This window comes from Streptomyces sp. NPDC019443, from assembly GCF_044389785.1.
Classification (GTDB): Bacteria; Actinomycetota; Actinomycetes; order Streptomycetales; family Streptomycetaceae; genus Streptomyces.
In genome coordinates this window covers 1-20,427 of the sequence record NZ_JBIRYJ010000008.1, presented here as the reverse complement: position 1 = coordinate 20,427, position 20,427 = coordinate 1, and the positions used below count along the sequence as shown (strand labels likewise).

At 69.3% G+C, this 20,427-nt stretch carries 17 protein-coding genes and 1 rRNA gene; 8 read left to right on the top strand and 10 right to left on the bottom strand.

Annotated features, from left to right (window positions below; translation table 11 throughout):
- Positions 1–20: 20 nt before the first annotated feature.
- Complete coding sequence (locus ACH492_RS24215; protein ID WP_398989776.1) at positions 21–476, bottom strand: MarR family winged helix-turn-helix transcriptional regulator; 456 nt, start codon at positions 474–476, stop codon at positions 21–23.
- Between the two features lie 62 nt (positions 477–538).
- On the opposite strand from ACH492_RS24215, the gene ACH492_RS24210 reads away from it, so the two are divergent.
- Positions 539–1,054, top strand: a complete 516-nt coding sequence (locus ACH492_RS24210) for an SgcJ/EcaC family oxidoreductase (protein ID WP_398989775.1) — start codon at positions 539–541, stop codon at positions 1,052–1,054.
- Positions 1,055–1,155: 101 nt separating this feature from the next.
- Here ACH492_RS24210 and secA read toward each other — a convergent pair whose 3' ends face one another.
- The gene (secA, locus tag ACH492_RS24205) at positions 1,156–3,975 is read right to left on the bottom strand and encodes a preprotein translocase subunit SecA (protein ID WP_398989774.1); all 2,820 of its coding nucleotides are present in this window, start codon (positions 3,973–3,975) and stop codon (positions 1,156–1,158) included.
- A 240-nt stretch (positions 3,976–4,215) separates the two neighbouring features.
- Between secA and ACH492_RS24200 the strand changes: the two genes are divergently transcribed.
- The gene (locus ACH492_RS24200) at positions 4,216–4,791 is read left to right on the top strand and encodes a GNAT family N-acetyltransferase (RefSeq protein WP_398989773.1); all 576 of its coding nucleotides are present in this window, start codon (positions 4,216–4,218) and stop codon (positions 4,789–4,791) included.
- A gap of 152 nt (positions 4,792–4,943) precedes the next feature.
- Entirely contained in the window at positions 4,944–6,107 is a 1,164-nt protein-coding gene (locus ACH492_RS24195; protein WP_398989772.1) for a winged helix-turn-helix domain-containing protein, read from the top strand.
- A gap of 20 nt (positions 6,108–6,127) precedes the next feature.
- Here ACH492_RS24195 and ACH492_RS24190 read toward each other — a convergent pair whose 3' ends face one another.
- From ACH492_RS24190 to mtnA, 7 genes are all read right to left on the bottom strand, one after another.
- A complete protein-coding gene (locus ACH492_RS24190; protein ID WP_398989771.1) occupies positions 6,128–6,883 on the bottom strand; it encodes a response regulator in 756 nt (251 codons plus the stop codon).
- Between the two features lie 197 nt (positions 6,884–7,080).
- Complete coding sequence (gene hpf, locus ACH492_RS24185) at positions 7,081–7,770, bottom strand: ribosome hibernation-promoting factor, HPF/YfiA family (RefSeq protein WP_307663078.1); 690 nt, start codon at positions 7,768–7,770, stop codon at positions 7,081–7,083.
- Between the two features lie 341 nt (positions 7,771–8,111).
- Positions 8,112–8,837, bottom strand: a complete 726-nt coding sequence (locus ACH492_RS24180) for a ComF family protein (RefSeq protein ID WP_398989770.1) — start codon at positions 8,835–8,837, stop codon at positions 8,112–8,114.
- Positions 8,838–8,917: 80 nt separating this feature from the next.
- On the bottom strand, positions 8,918–10,768 hold the full coding sequence (locus ACH492_RS24175; RefSeq protein ID WP_398989769.1) for an LpqB family beta-propeller domain-containing protein: 1,851 nt from the start codon (positions 10,766–10,768) through the stop codon (positions 8,918–8,920).
- On the bottom strand, positions 10,758–12,785 hold the full coding sequence (gene mtrB / locus ACH492_RS24170; RefSeq protein WP_398989768.1) for an MtrAB system histidine kinase MtrB: 2,028 nt from the start codon (positions 12,783–12,785) through the stop codon (positions 10,758–10,760). Before mtrB ends, ACH492_RS24175 begins: the two co-directional genes overlap by 11 nt.
- A 1-nt stretch (position 12,786) precedes the next feature.
- A complete protein-coding gene (gene mtrA / locus ACH492_RS24165) occupies positions 12,787–13,476 on the bottom strand; it encodes an MtrAB system response regulator MtrA (protein WP_205375139.1) in 690 nt (229 codons plus the stop codon).
- Between the two features lie 4 nt (positions 13,477–13,480).
- On the bottom strand, positions 13,481–14,629 hold the full coding sequence (mtnA, locus tag ACH492_RS24160; RefSeq protein WP_398989767.1) for an S-methyl-5-thioribose-1-phosphate isomerase: 1,149 nt from the start codon (positions 14,627–14,629) through the stop codon (positions 13,481–13,483).
- Positions 14,630–14,811: 182 nt separating this feature from the next.
- Between mtnA and ACH492_RS24155 the strand changes: the two genes are divergently transcribed.
- Genes ACH492_RS24155 through ACH492_RS24135 form a run of 5 tightly spaced genes read left to right on the top strand, consistent with a single transcriptional unit; the run spans position 14,812 to position 20,239 of the window.
- Complete coding sequence (locus ACH492_RS24155) at positions 14,812–16,047, top strand: hypothetical protein (RefSeq protein WP_398989766.1); 1,236 nt, start codon at positions 14,812–14,814, stop codon at positions 16,045–16,047.
- A 4-nt stretch (positions 16,048–16,051) separates the two neighbouring features.
- The gene (locus ACH492_RS24150; RefSeq protein ID WP_398989765.1) at positions 16,052–16,741 is read left to right on the top strand and encodes a DUF4129 domain-containing protein; all 690 of its coding nucleotides are present in this window, start codon (positions 16,052–16,054) and stop codon (positions 16,739–16,741) included.
- On the top strand, positions 16,738–17,937 hold the full coding sequence (locus ACH492_RS24145) for a DUF4350 domain-containing protein (protein WP_398989764.1): 1,200 nt from the start codon (positions 16,738–16,740) through the stop codon (positions 17,935–17,937). Before ACH492_RS24150 ends, ACH492_RS24145 begins: the two co-directional genes overlap by 4 nt.
- The gene (locus ACH492_RS24140; RefSeq protein WP_398989763.1) at positions 17,934–18,917 is read left to right on the top strand and encodes an AAA family ATPase; all 984 of its coding nucleotides are present in this window, start codon (positions 17,934–17,936) and stop codon (positions 18,915–18,917) included. Before ACH492_RS24145 ends, ACH492_RS24140 begins: the two co-directional genes overlap by 4 nt.
- A gap of 11 nt (positions 18,918–18,928) precedes the next feature.
- Positions 18,929–20,239, top strand: coding sequence for a DUF58 domain-containing protein (locus ACH492_RS24135; RefSeq protein ID WP_398989762.1), 1,311 nt, complete (start codon positions 18,929–18,931; stop codon positions 20,237–20,239).
- Between the two features lie 97 nt (positions 20,240–20,336).
- Here the strand turns inward: ACH492_RS24135 and rrf are convergent.
- Positions 20,337–20,427 (bottom strand): 5S ribosomal RNA (rrf, locus tag ACH492_RS24130); the annotation flags it as partial.

Sequence of the window (20,427 nt, the reverse complement as noted above, 5' to 3'; positions counted from 1 at the left end):
GCCCCCAACAAGCGCCGCACTCACTCCGCGGCCAGCCGCGCCGCCTGGATTTCCTGCACCTGCCGCGCCACCTGCAGGAAGTCCAGGATCGTGGCGAGCTGCTCCTCGTCGTAGCGCCTCAACGCCTCAGCCCCCGCGGCACCCACCGGCAGATAGACCTCCGCCTCGGCCGCACCCGCGGCCTCCGTGGCCGTGACCAGTACCCGCCGCCGGTTGGCCGCGTCGCGCGTACGGGCGACCAGGCCGGCCCGCTCCAGGCGGTCGATGACCGTCGTCGTCGCTGCCGGACTGAGCTTCAGCGCGGTGCTCAGCCCACCGGCCGACAGGGGCCCCTTGCCAAGCACCAGGTCGAGACAGCGCAGGTCGGTGCGGTTCACCCCGAGCCGCGCGGCGGCCGCCTCGTCGAACGCGTCAAAGCTCTGCTGCAGCAACCGGAGCTGCTGAGCGACGCTCTCCACAAAAGCTTCTTTCGACATTCGAATCTTTCTGATATCGTAAGTTTCGTCGATCGTAAGGATAGCACCAGGAGGGCAAAGCCATGGGTACCCACGAGCACAAGAGCGGCGGTCGCGTCGACGGTCACATCGAGGACCTCTTCCAGCGCTTCATGCAGACCTGGACCGACGGCGACGCGGTCGCCTTCGGCGCCTGCTTCACCGCGGACTCGGACTACGTCTCGTACGACGGCACACGAGCCGTGGGGCTCGCCGAGCACCGGGCCAACCACGACAAGCTGTTCCGCGGGGTACTCACCGGCTCCGCCCTCGTCGGCGAGATCGAGGCGATCCGCCACATCACGCCCGACGTCGCGATCGTGTACGGCACCGCGTCCGTGCTCATGCCGTGGCGCTCCAAGCTCCCCAAGCGCCGCCGCTCACGCCAGACGATCGTCGTCGTGAACACCGACGACGGCTGGCGGATCACCGCCATCCACAACGGCCGGGTGCGCCCCGTCACCGTCCCCGCACCCGACTCGATGCCCTCGAGGATGTCGCAGGCGATGACCCGGAGTGCGCGCCGCCTCGGCCTGGGCCGCGCCACCGTCGGGCCCTGAGCGCAAAGAGAACGGAAAGAGAAACGGCCGGGGCCGGACACCGCAATGGATGTCCGGCCCCGGCCTTACGACTCTCGTACAGGCGCTACTTCCTGCAGGCGCTACTTCTTGCGGCGGCGCCCGCCGCCCTTCTGCGCCTTGCGCCGCTCCGCCCGCGTCAGCCCGTCCGAATCCGACCGCGCAGGCTGCCCGTCGCTGTCGAAGTCGCCCTCGACGACACCGCCCTCCCCGTCCACCGTGGGCGCGGAGAAGTGCAGCCGGTCGGGCCGCTGCGGGGCGTCGAGCCCCTTCGCGCGGATCTCCGGACGGGACGCGCCCGCCGGAACCGCGTCCTCCTTGGCGAGCGAGGTCCGCTCCGCCGCGTCCTGCACCGGGACCTCCTCGACCTGCTGCTCGACCTGGACCTCCAGGTTGAACAGATAGCCGACGGACTCCTCCTTGATGCCCTCCATCATGGCGGTGAACATGTCGAAGCCCTCGCGCTGGTACTCCACCAGCGGGTCCTTCTGCGCCATGGCGCGCAGGCCGATGCCCTCCTGGAGGTAGTCCATCTCGTAGAGGTGCTCGCGCCACTTGCGGTCCAGTACGGACAGCACCACGCGCCGCTCGAGCTCACGCATGATGTCCGAGCCGAGCTGCTTCTCGCGCTCGTCGTACTGCTCGTGGATGTCGTCCTTGATGGACTCGGCGATGAATTCGGCGGTGATCCCGGCCCGGTCGCCGGCCGCCTCCTCCAGCTCCTCGACGGTGGCCTTCACCGGGTAGAGCTGCTTGAACGCGCCCCACAGCCGGTCCAGGTCCCACTCCTCCGCGAAGCCCTCGACGGTCTCCGCCTGGATGTACGCGTCGATGGTGTCGTCCATGAAGTGGCGCACCTGCTCGTGCAGGTCCTCGCCCTCCAGGACGCGGCGGCGCTCGGCGTAGATGACCTCGCGCTGCCGGTTGAGGACCTCGTCGTACTTCAGGACGTTCTTACGCGTCTCGAAGTTCTGCTGCTCGACCTGCGACTGGGCCGACGCGATCGCGCGCGTGACCATCTTGTTCTCGATCGGCACGTCGTCGGGGACGTTGGCCATCGACATCACGCGCTCGACCATCTGCGCCTTGAACAGCCGCATCAGGTCGTCACCCAGGGAGAGGTAGAAGCGGGACTCGCCCGGGTCGCCCTGACGGCCGGAGCGACCGCGCAGCTGGTTGTCGATACGCCGCGACTCGTGCCGCTCGGTGCCCAGCACATAGAGCCCGCCGAGGTCGGTCACCTCGTCGTGCTCGGCCCTGACGGCGTCCTCGGCGCGGTCCAGCGCGGCGGGCAGGGCCGCGGCCCACTCCTCGACATGCTCGACCGGGTCCAGGCCGCGCTGGCGCAGCTCCGCCTCGGCGAGGTCGTCGGGGTTGCCGCCGAGCTTGATGTCCGTACCACGTCCGGCCATGTTCGTCGCGACCGTGACCGCGCCCTTGCGGCCGGCCTGGGCGACGATCGTCGCCTCCCGGTCGTGCTGCTTGGCGTTGAGGACCTCGTGCTGGACGCCTCGCTTGTTGAGCTGCTGCGAGAGGTACTCGGACTTCTCGACCGAGGTGGTGCCGACCAGGATCGGCTGGCCCTTCTCGTGCTTCTCGACGATGTCGTCGACGACGGCCGCGAACTTGGCGACCTCGGTCCGGTAGATCAGGTCGGACTGGTCCTTGCGGACCATCGGCTTGTTCGTCGGGATCGGCACGACGCCCAGCTTGTAGATCTGGTGGAACTCGGCGGCCTCGGTCATCGCCGTACCGGTCATGCCGGAGAGCTTGCCGTAGAGGCGGAAGAAGTTCTGCAGGGTGATCGTGGCGAGGGTCTGGTTCTCGTCCTTGATGTCCACCCCTTCCTTCGCCTCGATCGCCTGGTGCATGCCCTCGTTGTAGCGGCGGCCGGCGAGGATGCGGCCGGTGTGCTCGTCGACGATCATGACTTCGCCGTCGATGACGACGTAGTCCTTGTCCTTCTTGAAGAGTTCCTTGGCCTTGATCGCGTTGTTCAGGTACCCGACGAGCGGGGTGTTCACCGACTCGTAGAGGTTGTCGATGCCCAGCCAGTCCTCGACCTTCGCGACACCCGGCTCATGGATGGCGACGGTCCGCTTCTTCTCGTCGACCTCGTAGTCGCCGGTCTCCTCGATGCCCTTGAGCGTGTTGCCCGCCTCGCCCTTGGCCAGGCGCGTGACCAGCTTGGCGAAGTCGCCGTACCACTTGGTGGCCTGGTCGGCGGGGCCGGAGATGATCAGCGGCGTACGGGCCTCGTCGACGAGGATCGAGTCCACCTCGTCGACGATGGCGTAGTTGTGGCCGCGCTGGACGAGCTCGTCCTTGGACCAAGCCATGTTGTCGCGCAGGTAGTCGAAGCCGAACTCGTTGTTCGTGCCGTACGTAATGTCGCAGCTGTACTGTTCGCGACGCTGCGCCGGAGTCATGTTGGCGAGGATGCAGCCGACGCTCAGGCCCAGGAACTTGTGGACGCGGCCCATCATCTCGGAGTCACGCTCGGCCAGATAATCATTGACCGTGATCAGGTGGACACCCTTGCCCGAGAGGGCGTTGAGGTACGCGGGCAGCGTGCCGACGAGGGTCTTGCCCTCACCGGTCTTCATCTCGGCGACGTGTCCGAGGTGCAGCGCGGCGCCACCCATCATCTGTACGTCGTAGTGACGCTGTCCGAGGACGCGCTTGGCGGCCTCGCGGACGGTCGCGAACGCCTCGGGGAGCAGGTCGTCCAGACTTTCGCCGTCGGCGTAGCGCTCCTTGTATTCGTCTGTGAGCGCCCGCAACTCGGCGTCGGAGAGGTTGACGAAGTCCTCTTCGATGGAGTTGACCTGGTCCGCGATGCGGTGCAGTTTGCGCAGGATCTTGCCTTCGCCTGCACGCATGAGCTTGTTGAAGACGGACACTGAGGTTGGTCTCCTTGCCAATCGGGCCTGGCACTGGGTCGTGTTATGGACACTGGCGCGGGCACGGCAGGTGGGCCCCACCGCAACGGCCATCGTAAGCGAGGACCCCACCAGGTCGGGAGGTCCGCCGTCAGCCAGGCCTGCTGTCATCCGCAAATAGAACGCACGGGACGCGTGGAAGGTGCCGGTGAGGTACGAAAAGTGCTCGCTTCCCTCCGCGGACCTGACAAGAATCCGGCTATGGAGCCGATCACCCTCACCACCGAGCGCCTACTGCTGCGCACGTTCACAACCGACGACACGGAGGCGGTGTATCAGGCCTGCCAGGATCCCGACATCCAACGGTGGACGACGGTTCCCTCGCCTTACGAGCGGCAGCACGCGGCCGACTTCACCGGGCAGATGGTGCCGGACGGCTGGCACTCGGGCACGATGTGCACCTTCGCGGTGCTGCCGCGCGCGGGCGGCCCGCTGATGGCGTCGGTCGCGGTGACCCTGCGCACTTTGTCGGGCACCTGGGAGATCGGCTTCTGGACGGCCAAGGAGCACCGGGGGCGCGGCATCATGGCGGAGACCGTGGGCGGCGTGGCGCACTGGGCCTTCGCCAGGCTGGGCGCGACGCGCCTCGAGTGGCGGGCGGAGGTGGGCAACGCGGGCTCGCGGGCCGTCGCCGAGAAGACCGGCTTCGTCGTCGAGGGGGCGCTGCGCGCGGCCCTGCTCAACAAGGACACCCTCAGGGATACCTGGGTAGGCGCGCTGCTCCCGTCCGACCTGGGACTGACGAGCATCCATCCGTATCTCCCGACCCGGAGATGACGGTACGCGGAGATGACGGGACGGGGAGATGACGGGACGGGGATGACAGGGCGAGGCCTGGTCTGCCGATGCCTGGCCTGGCAGGGCCTGGCGGCCGGGGCCGGTTGTCCGCCCGGGGCCGATTGTCAGTGCCGCCGTCTAGGGTGCCGACCATGACCCCTGTGCCGCGGCCCGCCGCCGAACTGTCCGCCGACGAAGCCCGCCGCATAGCTCTGCGCGCCCAAGGGTTCCTGGGCGCGCCCGACAGGCGGGCCGGGGTGCGGGGCGTGCTGCGGCACCTCGGCGCCGTACAGCTGGACACGATCTCGGTGCTGGCGCGCTCGCACGAGCTGATTCCGTACGCCCGGATCGGCGCGGTCGGCCGCAGGACGGTGGAGGACGCGTACTGGACCGAGGGGCACAGCTTCGAGTACTGGTCGCACGCGGCCTGCATCCTGCCCGTCGAGGAATGGCCGCACTTCGCCTTCCGCCGCCGCGCCTACCGCGCCCGCCCGCACTGGAACCACGACCTCCCGGACGACGCGTACGACACGGTCGTCAAGCAGCTGCGCGCCGAAGGCCCGCTCACCTCGACGGAGTTGGGCGGCGCGAACAACGGCGGGGAGTGGTGGGACTGGTCGGCCTCGAAGGTCGCCGTCGAGCGCGCGCTGATGTACGGCGAGGTGGTGTGCACCGAGCGGCGCAGCTGGAAGCGGGTGTACGACCTCGCCGAGCGGGCCATCCCCGACAATTTGCTGCACGACGAGTTCGACGACACGGAGTGCATACGCCGCCTCGTCCGGCTCGCGGGCGAGGCACTCGGCGTCGGCACCCGCGCGGACATCGCGGACTACCACCGCCTCAAGGGAGAGCAGTTCGACGCGGTGGTCGCGGACTCCGGGCTGGTGCCGGTGACGGTCGACGGCTGGTCCAAGCCCGCCTGGGCGGACCCGCAGGCGCTGGCCTCCGAACCGCGCGGCCGGCATCGTACGACCCTGCTCTCGCCGTTCGACTCGCTCATCTGGGAACGGGCGCGCACCGAGCGGATCTTCGGCTTCACGCACCGCCTCGAGGCATACACACCCAAGCCCAAGCGGGTGTACGGCTACTTCGCGATGCCGCTGCTGTCGGGCGGAAAGCTGCTGGGCCGCGTCGACCCGGCCCGCGAGGGCTCGACGCTGGTGGCACGCCAGGTGTCCCTGCACGGCGCGAAGTCGGTGGCACCCATGGCGCAGGCGCTGCGCGAGGCGGCGGAGTGGGTCGGCTGCGATTCCGTACGCATCGAACGGGTCGACCGCCCCGAACTCACCGCGGACCTCGTCCGGGCCGTTTCCTGACCCTTGCCCGCGGGTGACCGCTACCGGATCTCGAGGATCTTTTCCCGCATCGCGTAGACCACGGCCTCCATCCTGGAGTGCAGCTGCAGCTTCTCCAGGATGTTGCGGACGTGGTTCTTCACGGTGTTCTCGGAAATGAACAACTCCTTGGCGATGTCGCGGTTGTTCATCCCCGTGGCGACGAGCTTGAGCACCTCCAGCTCCCGTTCGGTGAGCCGGGGCGCGGGCACAAGTCTGCGCTCGTCGGTGCGCTGGATCATCGACTTGAACTCGGTGAGCAGCTTGGACGCCATGGACGGGCTGATCTGCGACTGCCCGTCCGCCACCGCGCGGATCGCCGTGGCCACCTCGTCGGTGGAGATCTCCTTGAGGAGATATCCCGTGGCGCCCGCCTTGATCGCGTCGTAGAGGTCGGCCTCCTCGTCGCTGATCGTCAACATGATGATCTTCGCGCTGGGGGCCACCTCCTTGATGGACGTACATGCCTCGATGCCACCGCGCTTGGGCATCCGCACATCCATCAGCACGATGTCGGGCAGCAGATCGGCCGCCTTGTCGACGGCCTCTGCGCCGTCACCCGCCTCGCCGACGACCTGGATGTCCTCCTCCTGAGCGAGGACGATCTCCAGCCCGCGCCGGAACAGGGCATGGTCGTCCACAACCAGGACCCGGATCGGCTCCTTGCGGGAGCTGCCGTGGTCCGCGTCGGCAGCGACGACTGGGGCACCGGCATGGTCCGCGTCGTCGTCGCGAACCGGCCCGAAGCTGTCCGCCATCGTTCCTCCCCCTGAGGCCGTGGCCTGAAGATCACGTGTGGTCAACCAACGTCAGTGCACAGCACACCGGTTGGCTTGCGAGAGGCCATGCTTTCATGCCCGGACGAAAGAGCGGTGATCCAGTGGTCGCACGGTGGTGCCCCTGGGGGCGCACGGGGCGCTCCAGGGGCACCACCTACCTGCTGTGGCGGCCGTCGTCAGCCGCCGAGTGCACCTCCGGCGCCGCCCGCCTCGGATCCCGCCAGCGGGTCGGTCTCCAGGTGGATGACGCCATAGTCGTAGGCGTGCCGTCGGTAGACGACACTGGGCTGCTTCGTCTCGGAGTCGACGAAGAGGTAGAAGTCGTGCCCGACCAGCTCCATCTCGTAGAGCGCCTGGTCGAGCGTCATCGGTGCTGCGGTGTGAACCTTCTCGCGGACCACCAGCGGTCCCTCGCCCTGGATTTCGAGCGAACCGATCCTGGTGGTGGGAATGGATTCCGACGCCTCTTCGGCGTGCGGCCGGCCATTGGCGTTCAACTCGGCGACGCCGGGAACGACATCAGCCACTTCGGACGCCGAAATGCGGCCGTTGCCACGGCGGTTGTGGCGCTTCTCATGCTGCTTGCGCAGCCGCGCCTCCAGCTTGCCGGTAGCGAGGTCGAGTGCTGCGTACGGGTCGCCGGCCGCCGCCTCCGCCCGGATCACCGGGCCTCGGGAGTGGAGAGTGATCTCCACTCGGTCGGAACGGTCGGCCTGCCGCGGGTTGTGCTCCTTGGACACCTCGACGTCCAGGCTGATCACCTTGCCGTCGAGCTTCTGGATCTTGTCCAGCTTCAGCTTCTCGGCCACGTGCTTGCGGAACCGCTCGGGCACCTCGGTCTTGCGGCCCTTGACGACGATGTCCACGCAGAACTCCGTTCCCGGATAGCCCCGCCCGCTCGCAGGCTGCGGAGCGTCTCCCTCTTGCACCAGACTCCGGTGATCACCGGAGCCTCGGACTTGGCGACTTTCACCTCCTCCTCCCCAGTCGACAAGATCCCCACCCCACCAACTTTCGAGGCTGGTATTTCCTCGAATCTCTGACCGAAAGCCCGGAAGCACGGCAGTACATTCGGTGAGGTACGGCGATCGCCATTCCTCACAACCGAACATAGCTCGATCGGAGCGCTGTCGGCACCCGCTACCAGCGCGTACCTCCGTTCAGGGGTATTTCTCCTCTCACTACCTGCAACGTTCTGACTACTCTGTCAGTTCCGGTTCATCCGGAAAGAGAGTGGTGGGACCGCGACAACCGCTGCGCTCAGCTGCATGGGGCCGGGAAATCGCAGCCCGGCGGCCGCACTCAGCGCCCGCGCCGCCTCGACCAGCGACGCCCCCGTCGTCATGAGATCGTCCACCAGCACCGCCCGGCCGCCCTCCAGAAGCCGTCCGCCGCCGGCCGCGACCTCCAGGGCACCCGCCAGATTCTCCACCCGTCCGCGGGCCGTGAGGCCCGACTGGTCGGCCACTGCCCGCCACTGCCGCAGCACCGGGAGCGCCCTCGCCTCCGTCCCCGTACGCCGCAGCTCGCCCGCGGCGGCCAGAGCGATCCGCCGCGCCGCGTCGTGCCCCCGCTCTCTGACCGCTCTCCGCGCCGACGGCACCGGTACGAGCAGCAGCGGCCCCGCTTCCCGGGCGGCCCGCGGCAGGCCGGCTCGCACCGCCCCGGCGAGCGCGACGCCCAGGGGCCGGGCCAGCCCCAGCGCGCCCCGCTCCTTGTGTGCCAGCAACACCGCGCGTACCGCATCGGCATACGGTGCGGCGGCGTGCACTACGGGCAGGCCCGCGGGCTCCGGAACAGGCATCGCCCGGCGTGCTGCCGTGCCGTACAGCGCCCACGCGCACTCCTCGCACAGCGGGGTACGCGGAGTGCCGCAGCCGCCGCAGTCGACCGGCAGCACCAGACCGGAGATTTCCCTCCACCAGCCCCGCATGGCAACCACTCTGCCAACAGCTGGAGTGCCGTGCCACCCCTGTGGATAACTCTCCGTAAATGGGGCCGCGCCGGGCGCAGCTACCCCGGGTAGACCGGCGACGAGCCCTTCTTCACCAGCGTCTGCCAGTTGGCGCCGACCGGGAGCCGCACGATGCCGTCGTCCTCGGAGTACGCCACAAGGGGGCGAGTCTCGTCGTCCCATGCCGCGACCGCCTTGACCCGGTTCAGCCCCGGCAGCACGCTCACGTCCGAACTCGAGCCGTCCGTCTGCATATAGCGCACCTGCTGTACCCCGCCGGACTCCTTGCCGACCACCACGAGCCGGCTGGGACCGGCCCAGGAAACGGCCGTCACCGTCTCCATCTGCGGTGCGGCAGGCCGCAGTTCCGCGACGGACACCACTGGGCTGCCCTTGGGGCCCGGGCGCTCCACTCGTCCGATCTTCAGCGTGGTCTTCCTGTCCTTCGTCAGCAGCAGTGCGATCCGCACACCGTCCGCGGACACCTTCAGCGCCTCGATGCGCGCGCCGTCCAGTCCGGGGATGATCTTGACGTTCTGGGGCGGGCCCGCGCCGTCCGCCAGACGCCACAGGGCCGGATGGTCGGGATCGCGGTCCGCGACCCACAGATCGCCACGCCCGTCCCAGCTGGGGGCCGAAAGACGGTTGCCGGTGCTCTTGCCGACGCTCTTCACCACCGCGTCGCCCAGTTCGCTCTCCGCGGTTATGGACGACACGTACAGACGGCTGTTGTCCTTCGAGACCGCCGCGGCGGTGTGCTCGTCGCGAGCCACCCCGACCATGCTCATGGGCAGCTGCCCGTTGCCGAACGGCCCCGGCACGTTCTCCGGCTCGGTTATGTCCTTCGCTCCGCCCGCCAGCAGCGCCAGCCGGAACTTGTCGTCGACGAAGTACTGGTTGACCGGCCTGCCCGAGACGTGGTCCGTCGCGTAACCCTCCGCCTGACCGCTGTTGAGCACACACAGCTGCGAGCCGTTCGCACGTTGCAGCTCCACCTGCTCCACCCTGGTGGACGTCAGATCCTTCAGAGTGAACAGGATCTGCGCCGCCATCTTCATGCACTGCTGGCGGTCCACATTGGACGCCTTCTCATTGAGCGGCACCTTCAGCGCGTTGCGGTCGTCGAACGCGAGCGACTTGGTGCCCTCCTTCAGCGTCGTACCGGTCGGGAAGGGCGACTCGACCACTGGCTTCAGCCAGTTCGTCGGCCCGTCCAGCAGCGTCTTGACCGACTGCGTGACGGGATCCATCCGGGTCACCGGATCCAGCCGCTGCCGGATGTAGACCGGGTCGGCCACCAGGATGTTCCGCCCGGAGGCGAAGTAGTACTTGTTCACCGAGCGGTAGTTGCGCTGGAAGTCGGATGCACCGAGCACCAGCCCCGGCGGCAGGTTGTCGATACGCCACTGCTTGCCGTCCGGACCGTTCTGCTGCGACAGATGAATGGTCCGGCGGTAGTCGGTGGGCGTGACCGGCTGATAGGCGTGCTGAGTGTCCACCGTGGCGATCTGCTTGCCCAACAGCGGATAGTCGAAACCCGGATTCTCCGCGTCGCCCTGGCTTGCCTGTCCCGCCTCGGGTGCTGCCGACAGCACCGTGGTGCCCGCCTCCGGCCGCCACTTCTGGGACGTCTCCGGCATCAGATACGTCCGCGCGGTTGCGAAATTGGCATCGTCGCTGGTCATCGCCTCCAGGAAGCCCGTGACGATCTCGTGGGGAGTGGCCCCCTTCCGCGGCGGCACCGCATACACCCGCACTTGCGAGTCCGCGCCCTGGGACGCCTTCACGGCATGAATGTCACCGCTGTCGGGCATCGAGGCGCACCCGGCCATCAGCACACTGCCGCAGCCGAGCAGCGCCGACACGCGCAACGCGCCTCGGCGGCCGTTGCGACGGGAATCAGCGCCCACGAGTCGTGTCCTCCCGGTCCGAAGAAACCTGTGCCGCGGAGTCGTCCTGCCGCTCCCCCGCCTGACGCGCCACCACCCGGGCACCGCTGCCCGGCAGCGCCGCGGGATTCACGCCCGTCGGGCCCGTACGAGGCCGCACCGGAGCACGCGGCGGCCCGGGCAGGGGCAACCGGTCCGTCACCGGCTGAACGGGCACAGACGCCAGCAGGTGCCCGCTCACCTTCGGCTCTGCGGACGCGGACAGGGCACGCTCCCTGTTCTGCCGCGAGTCCTCCGGCTCCAGCGGTATCGGCGAACCGCGCAGCGGCTCGTCCGCCGTACGCGGCAGGGTCAGCCGGAACTGCGAACCCCCGCCCGGCTCACCCCACGCCTGCAGCCAGCCGCCGTGCAGCCGGGCGTCCTCGACCGCGATGGACAGACCGAGACCGGTTCCGCCAGTGGTCCTGGCACGCGCCGGATCCGCCCGCCAGAAGCGGTTGAACACCCGGGTCGCCTCCCCCGGCTTCAGTCCCACGCCGTAGTCGCGCACGGCGACCGCGACGGCCCCGCCGGCCACTGCCATCCGCACCACCACGTCCCGGCCCTCGCCGTGCTCGACGGCGTTGACGACCAGGTTCCGCAGGACACGCTCCACACGCCGGGCGTCGGCCTCCGCCACGACCGGCTGCCCGTCGCCGATCACCCGTATCCGGCTGCCCTTGCGCTCGGCCAGCGGCTCGGCGCCGCCGATCACCCGCCGTACCACCTCGCGCAGGTCTATCGGCTCGGCCTCCAGGGCCGCCGCTCCCGCGTCGAAGCGGCTGATCTCGAGCAGATCGGAGAGCAGCGACTCGAAGCGGTCGAGCTGATCCCCGAGCAGCTCGGCGGAGCGCGCCGTCACCGGGTCGAAGTCCTGCCGCGCCTCATGAATGACATCCGCTGCCATCCGTACGGTCGTCAGCGGCGTACGCAGCTCGTGCGAAACGTCCGAGACGAACCGCCGCTGCATGCGGGAGAGCTCCTCCAGCTGCTGGATCTTGAGCTGGAGGTTCTGCGCCATCTTGTTGAATGCCTCTCCCAGTCTGGCGATGTCGTCCTCGCCGGTGACCTTCATCCGCTCCTGGAGGCGACCCGCGGAGAGCCGCTCGGCGATCCCTGCGGCCATCCGTACGGGCGTGACAATCTGCCGCACCACCAGCCAGGCGATGGCTCCCAGCAGGACCACCACGAACAGTCCGGCCGTGGCGAGGGTCCCCCTGACCAGGCTGAGCGACTGCTCCTCCTGCGCCAGCGGGAAGAGGTAGTAAAGCTCGTAGGGATTGCCCTCGATGTCGTTCAGCCGCGTACCGATGACCAGCCCGGGCTCCGGCTCGTGCTCATCGTTGTTGTACTTGATCCGGATGTACGTCTCGTACGTCCCGGTCCCCTGGTCGACGGCTTCCCGAAGTCCCTCGGGGATGCTCGCGAAGTCCACACTCCCCGAGGTCCGGGGCCCGCGGCTGGAACCCGCGTCCTCGGAGCCGGAACTCAGCGCCACCACGTTGAACGCGCCCTGACCACCACTGGCGAGCTGCTCCACCAGGTCGGACCGCCAGGAGCTCCGGGCGGTCCTGCCGTCCGTCGAGGCGCCGTCCTGCCCGCCGGGCCCGACCGGCGCGTTCGCCCTCTCCCGCGCCACCGCGAAGCCACCGGCCGCCTGACTCTGGGCCGCCTTCCCCTTGGCGTCGAGCAGACCGTTACGCACCTGCCCAATGACGACAAGGCCGAGCAGCAGCACCACACCGAGCGACATCAGCAGTGTGCCCGCGACCACCCTGAGCTGGATGTTGCGCCGCCACAGCCGGACGGCCGGCAGCAGCGGACGGCGCACCCAGCGCATGGCGAGCCGAAGGATCGGGCCGCCGGGACCACTCTCCTGGGGCAGCCGTCCGCCATGGAGCAGGCGGCCGAATCGCGAAGGCTCACGCCCCGGTCCGGCAGCCCGCCCCGTACGGACTCCCGGCTCCCCGGGCTTCGGAGCAACACTGCCTCGGGACATGTCAGCTCGGCCCGGCCTTGTAACCGACACCACGGACGGTCACCACAATCTCCGGGCGCTCAGGGTCCTTCTCGACCTTGGAACGCAGCCGCTGTACATGCACATTGACCAGCCTCGTGTCCGCGGCGTGGCGGTAGCCCCACACCTGCTCAAGCAGCACCTCGCGGGTGAACACCTGCCAGGGCTTGCGGGCGAGCGCGACCAGCAGGTCGAACTCGAGCGGGGTAAGGGCGATCGACTGCCCGTCCCGCTTCACGGAGTGACCAGCCACATCGATGACCAGATCCCCGATCGCCAGCTGCTCCGGCGCCGGCTCCTCGGACCTCCTCAGCCGCGCCCGGATCCGGGCGACCAGCTCTTTCGGCTTGAACGGCTTGACGATGTAGTCATCGGCCCCGGACTCCAGGCCGACCACCACATCCACGGTGTCGCTCTTGGCCGTGAGCATCACGATCGGCACGCCGGACTCGGCCCTGATCAGCCTGCACACCTCGATGCCGTCCCGTCCGGGCAGCATGAGATCCAGCAGTACAAGATCCGGCTTGGCCTCACGGAAAGCGGCAAGTGCCTTGTCGCCGTCCGCTACAAACGACGGCTCGAAACCTTCACCACGCAGCACAATCCCGAGCATCTCGGCCAGTGCGGTGTCGTCATCGACGACAAGGACTCGTCCCTTCATAATCGACATCATCCCATTAGCTAATCGTTACCTGGCGTGACCTGGCACACAGCTCCGCTATTCCACCCCCGGTGACCGGGGACAACGCTCCTTGCTCGGTGACTATCGCGGTCACCAGTTCCGGGGGTGTGACGTCGAACGCCGGGTTGTACGCCTGCGTTCCCAGCGGCGCCACCGGCAGCCCGCCGCTCACTCCCCCTCCGGCCGCCGCTATGTGCGGCGCGGTGACCTCCGTCACCTCCTGTCCAGGCCGTTGCTCCACCTCTATCGACGCCCCGTCCGGCGTGCTCAGATCCACCGTCGTCGTCGGCGCGACCACGATGAACGGTACGTGGTGGTACTTCGCCAGCACCGCGAGCGGGTAGCTCCCGACCTTGTTCGCCACCGAACCGTCGGCGGCGATCCGGTCGGCCCCGATCAGTACGGCATCCACCTCGCCCGCCGCGAAGAGCGACCCCGCGGCATTGTCCGTGAGCAATGTGTACGGCATTCCGCCGCGCGCCGCCTCATAGGCGGTCAGCCGGGAACCCTGAAGCAGCGGCCTCGTCTCGTCCACCCACAGCCGCCGCAGCCGCCCCGCGCGGTGCGCCGTGAGCGCCACTGCAAACGCGGTGCCCTCGCCGCCCGAGACCAGCGCCCCGGTGTTGCAGTGGGTCAGGATCCGGTGACTGCCACCCGGCAGCAGCTCGTCGAGCAGCACCAGCCCGTGCTCAGCCATCCGGGCACTGGCCGCGGCATCCTCCCGGTGCAGCGCCTTGGCCGCGGCCAGCGCCGCCTGTCCCGCCTGCTCCGCGTCCGCCCCCTTCTCCGCCGCAGCCCGGTACGCGGCCGCCGCCTGCCGCACGCCGTATCCCAAGTTCACGGCGGTGGGCCGCGCCTGCTCCAGCAGCCCCACCGCCTCGTCCACGTCGTAGCCCCGCACGGCGGCGAGGGCCACACCATAGGCGCCCGCGATGCCCAGCAGCGGCGCCCCACGCACGGCGAGTGTCTGGATCGCCCGCACCAGGGCTGGCACATCGGTGCAGACCAGCTCGACCTCCTCGACGGGCAGCCGGGTCTGGTCGAGGAGGACCAGTACGGGCCCTTCCGGTGGCTCGTCCCAGCGCAGCGCAGGAAGCATGGGCGGCTCCGCACCGACCGGGTTTTGTACGTACTGATCAGCCATCCGCCCAGTCTGCCCGGTGAGGCACCGACAAAGAAGGTGCGAAGGAGATACAGGGGCCCGCCCACCAGCGGGCCACGCGTGGCACGATGGCAGCCAAGCTGCCATCCCGCTACGGGGACGGGCACCGTGAACGTGCCGACTCGCCGAGTCGGCCCCATGACCAATCCATGAGGTGGACGACCGTGAACGACACTCCGGGCTGGGCCTCGCCCGGATCTGCTCCCTCCGACGGCCAGGACGGCGGCGTGCCCCGGCCCGCCGCGCCCGTCGACGAGAGCAGCCCCGCCTCGAAGTGGTCCAAGGAGCAGCCGCCCCCGGGACAGTGGTCCGCGCCGACCGCCCCGGGTACCAACCGCGTCCCTGCGCCACCGCCACCGCCAGTGCCCGGCTGGGGCGGCGGTCAGCCGCGCGGCGGCTGGGGCCAGCCTCCGGCCGCCGCCAAGCCCGGCGTCATCCCGCTCCGTCCGCTGGGAGTCGGCGAGATCCTCGACGGCGCGGTGTCGACCCTGCGCGCTCACTGGCGAACGGTGCTGGGCATCACGATCACCGTCTCCGTGATCTCCGAGATCGGCAACATCCTCGTCGACCGCTACCTGCTCCCCGACCCGCCCGAGGTCTCCCCGGACGCGGACCCGTCGGAGGCTTTGAGGCAGTCGGTGGACTCGCTGCAGTCCAGCCTGCTCGCCATGGGCCCGGTGCTGATCATCACCCTGATCGCCACGCTCTTCACCACAGCGCTCCTCACCGTGGTGATCAGCCGCTCGGTGCTGGGCCGCCCGGTGACGCTCTCCGAGGCCTGGCACGAGGCGCGGCCCCGGCTCCCCCAACTGCTGGGTCTGACCGTGCTGTTGCCACTCATGAGCGGCGGCATCATGACCGTGGCGATTCTGCCCGGCCTGCTGCTGGGCACCGGTGGGGGAATCGCACTTTCCGTACTCGCAGGCCTGGGGGCCTGCGTCGTGATCCTCTGGCTGATGATCCGGTTCGCCCTTGCCTCTCCCGCGCTCATGCTGGAGCGCCAGGGCGTCATCGCATCCCTGCGCCGCTCCGCCAAACTGGTCCAGGGCGCCTGGTGGCGGACCTTCGGCATCGTGGCGCTGACACTGCTGCTGACGCTGCTTGTGTCGATGATCATCGCTGTGCCGTTCGGTCTGATCGCGTTCGCGGTGGACGGCAGCGGGTTCGGCGACCTGTTCGCCGGGACCACCCCTGACTTCGGCTGGCCGTTCCTGATCATCACGGGCATCGGCTCGGTGATCGCGTCCTCCATCACCTACCCGATCTCCGCCGGCGTGACCGTCCTCCTCTACATCGACCAGCGCATCCGCCGCGAGGCCCTCGACATCGAACTCGCACGGGCCGCAGGCGTCCCCGGTTACGGCTCCGAGCCCCCCGGCAACGCCCCCTCCAGGAACTGACGCGGTGTCCACCACGGGGGGCGTGACAATGGCGCGGCTGCTGATCCGCGCGAACGACGACGTACCGGTGGACACTCCCCGCATCCCCGCACGGGAGGCGGCGGAGCGGGAACTGTCCAAGCCGATGTACCACGAGAACGACCCGAGCCTGCTCCAGCGCGCGCTCAACCGCTTCTGGGACTGGATCGGCGGCATCTTCGACGCCGCGTCAGGCGCCGCCCCCGGCGGCCCGCTCGGTCTTCTCGTAGTCGCCCTGCTCGTCGTCGGCCTGATCGCCGCCCTCTGGTGGCGACTTGGCACACCCCGGCGCACCCCCGAAACCCTGGACTCCCTCTTCGACGACAGCCCCCGCAGCGCATCCGAACACCGCACCGCCGCAGAGGCCCACGCCGCCGCAGGACGCTGGAACCAAGCCGTCCAGGAACGCATGCGAGCAATCGTCCGCTCCCTGGAGGAACGAACCCTTCTCGACCCGCGCCCCGGCCGTACCGCCGACGAAGCCGCCGCCGAGGCAGGCCGCTCCCTCCCCGGCCACGCCGACGGACTCCGCGCCTCCGCCAGGGAGTTCGACGACGTCACATACGGCGGCCGCACAGCCGACCAGCAGGCATATCTGCGCCTGCGTGACCTCGACCTCGAACTGGAGCGCGCCAAGCCCCAACTGAGCGGCGCGGCCCAAGGAGCAGCGGAATGACCGGGGCGACCCCCAGCTCCACCTCCATGTCCCCCACCGGCCGCCAGGTGTGGACCCGCACCCGCGGCCTGCTGCTGGCGCTCGTCATCCTCGTCGCAGCCGGGATCGCCATGGCCGCCCTGCGCTCCGGGGACCAGCACGGCCGGCTCGACCCCCGCTCCGCCGACCCTTCCGGCAGCCGGGCCGTCGCCGAACTCCTCAAGGACCGCAGCGTTTCCACCCGCGTGGTCACCACCCTCGACGAGGCCACCACCGCTACCGGCCCCGACACCACCCTTCTGGTCACCGCACCCGACCTTCTGTCGGACCATCAGCAGAAGACCCTCCGCACCGCGACGGCCAACTCCGGCGGGCGCACCGTCCTCCTCTCTCCCGGCCCCACCTCGCTCGACGCGCTGGCCCCGGGCGTCGACAGCGAAACCCCGGCCCCCGTCTCGGCACGCACCCCTCAGTGCTCCCTCCCCGCAGCCCGTAGCGCCGGCAACGCCGACCTCGGCGGTGAGCGGTACTCCACCGACACGCCCGGCGCCGACAGTTGCTACCCGAGCGACGGCCTGTCCACTCTCCTCAGGATCGACGATCCCGGCAATGGCGACACCGTCCTGCTCGGCTCCCCCGACATCCTGTACAACGATCGTCTGGACAACCACGGCAACGCCTCCCTCGCCCTGCAACTCCTCGGCTCCCGCACTCATCTGGTCTGGTACCTCCCCTCGCTCAGCGACAGCTCCGCCGCCGAAGACAGCACCGACGGCGGCACCGACAGCACGTTCCTCGATCTCGTCCCCTCCGGCTGGCTCTGGGGGACACTCCAACTCACCCTCGCCGCCGTCCTGGCAGCCATCTGGCGCGCCCGCCGGCTGGGCCCCCTCGTCACCGAACGGCTTCCCGTAGCCATCCGCGCCTCCGAGTCCACCGAGGGCCGCGCCCGCCTCTACCGCAAGGTGAACGCCCGCGACCGCGCGGCATCGGCCCTGCGCTCCGCCACCCGCACCCGCCTTGCCCCGCTCCTCGGTGTCCCCCCGGCCGACGCGCACTCCGCCGCGGCCCTGCTCCCGGCCGTCTCGGCCCATCTCGCCACCGGCGACCGGGATCTCAAGGCCCTGCTCTTCGGCCCGGCTCCGGCCAACGACATCGCTCTCGTCCATCTGGCAGACCAACTCGACGCCCTCGAAAGAGAGGTACGCACTTCATGAGCGCCCCGACCCCCGAGACAGCTGAGAACTCGGACCGCGCCCGCACCTCCCTGGAGGCCCTGCGCACCGAGATCGCCAAGGCCGTGGTCGGCCAGGATCCCGCTGTCACCGGACTCGTCGTGGCCCTGCTCTGCCGCGGCCATGTCCTCCTCGAAGGAGTACCGGGCGTCGCCAAGACGCTCCTGGTCCGCACCCTCGCGGCCTCCCTCGAACTCGACACCAAGCGCGTCCAGTTCACCCCCGACCTCATGCCCAGCGACGTCACCGGCTCTCTCGTCTACGACGCCCGCACCGCCGAGTTCTCCTTCCAGCCCGGTCCTGTCTTCACCAATCTCCTTCTCGCCGACGAGATCAACCGCACTCCGCCCAAGACCCAGTCCTCGCTCCTCGAAGCAATGGAGGAGCGTCAGGTCACGGTCGACGGCACCCCCCGCCCGCTGCCGGACCCCTTCCTGGTCGCCGCGACCCAGAACCCGGTCGAGTACGAGGGCACCTACCCCCTTCCCGAAGCCCAACTGGACCGGTTCCTCCTCAAACTGACGGTCCCTCTACCGTCCCGCGAGGACGAGATCAACGTCCTGACCCGGCATGCCGAGGGCTTCAACCCCCGCGACCTCCAGGCTGCGGGCGTGCGCCCCGTCGCAGGCCCCGCCGACCTGGAAGCGGCCCGCGCCGCCGTCTCCAAGACCTCGGTCTCCGCCGAGATCGCGGGCTATGTCGTCGATATCTGCCGTGCCACGCGTGAATCCCCCTCACTCACCCTCGGTGTGTCTCCCCGAGGCGCCACAGCCCTGCTCTCCACCGCCCGTGCCTGGGCCTGGCTCACCGGCCGCGACTACGTCATCCCCGACGATGTGAAAGCCCTGGCCCTGCCTACCCTGCGCCACCGGATCCAGCTCCGGCCCGAAGCGGAGATGGAGGGAGTCACCGCCGACTCCGTCATCACCGCGATCCTCAGCCACGTCCCCGTCCCCCGATGAGGCACTGACCCATGGCCCTCACCGGCAGAACCGCACTCCTCGCCGCCCTCGGCTCTCTCCCCGTGGGCATCCTGGCTCCGAGCTGGACCGGGATGCTCGCTGTGAATGCGCCTCTGTCACTAGCAATCCTGTGCGACTACGCTCTCGCGGCGCCAGTGCGAACGCTCCGATTCACCCGAAGCGGTGACACATCAGTTCGACTGGGTGACGCCGCCGAAGTCCAGCTGACTGTCACCAACCCCTCCAACCGCCGCCTGCGCGCCCACCTCCGGGACGCCTGGCCCCCGAGCAGCTGGCTCACTGGCGCCGGACAAGCCGCGTCCAGACACAAACTCACCGTCCCCGCAGGCGAACGCCGACGCGTCACCACCGTCCTGCGCCCCACACGCCGCGGCGACCGCCAGGCCGACCGCGTCACCGTCCGCTCGTACGGACCTCTGGGCCTCGCCGCCCGCCAGGGCAACCACAAGGTCCATTGGACCGTCCGCGTCCTGCCGCCCTTCACCAGCCGCAAGCACCTGCCATCCAGACTGGCCCGGCTGCGCGAGCTCGACGGCCGCACCAGCGTCCTCATCCGCGGCCAGGGCACCGAGTTCGACAGCCTCCGCGACTACGTCCCCGGCGACGACACCCGCTCCATCGACTGGCGCGCCACAGCCCGCCAGACCACCGTCGCCGTACGGACCTGGCGCCCTGAACGCGACCGCCACATCCTCGTCGTACTCGACACCGGCCGCACCTCAGCCGGCCGAGTCGGGGATATCCCGCGCCTCGACGCGGCCATGGACGCAGCACTGCTCCTTACCGCGCTGGCCTCACGCGCCGGCGATCGTGTGGACCTGCTGGCCTACGACCGCCGCATCCGCGCCCAGGTTCAAGGCCGATCAGCGGGCGACCTCCTGCCTGCCCTGGTCAACGCGCTCGCTCCCCTCGAACCGGAACTCGTCGAAACCGATGCCCGCGGCCTCAGCGCCGCAGCGCTGAACAGTGCCCCACGCCGGTCCCTGATCGTGCTGCTCACCAGCCTCGACGCCGCGCCCATCGAAGAGGGACTGCTCCCCGTTCTCCCCCTGCTCACCAAGGGCCACACGGTGCTTGTGGCATCGGTGGCCGACCCCCACGTCCAGCAGATGTCCACCGCCCGAGGCACCATCGAGGATGTTTACGACGCCGCTGCCGGCACCCAGGCCCAGGCTCAGCGCCGCCGCACAGCAGAGCAACTCCAACGCCACGGTGTCACCGTCGTCGATGCGACTCCTGACAACCTTGCGCCTGCCCTTGCAGACGCTTACCTCGCGCTAAAGGCTGCCGGCCGCCTCTGAGGGAGGCGATGGTACTGCTCTGAGGGAGGCGGTTGTATGGCCCCTAAACGCAGAAAAGCCCCGCACCAAAATGGTGCGGGGCTTTCCCACAATGATTGTTCGGCGGCGTCCTACTCTCCCACAGGGTCCCCCCTGCAGTACCATCGGCGCTGAAAGGCTTAGCTTCCGGGTTCGGAATGTAACCGGGC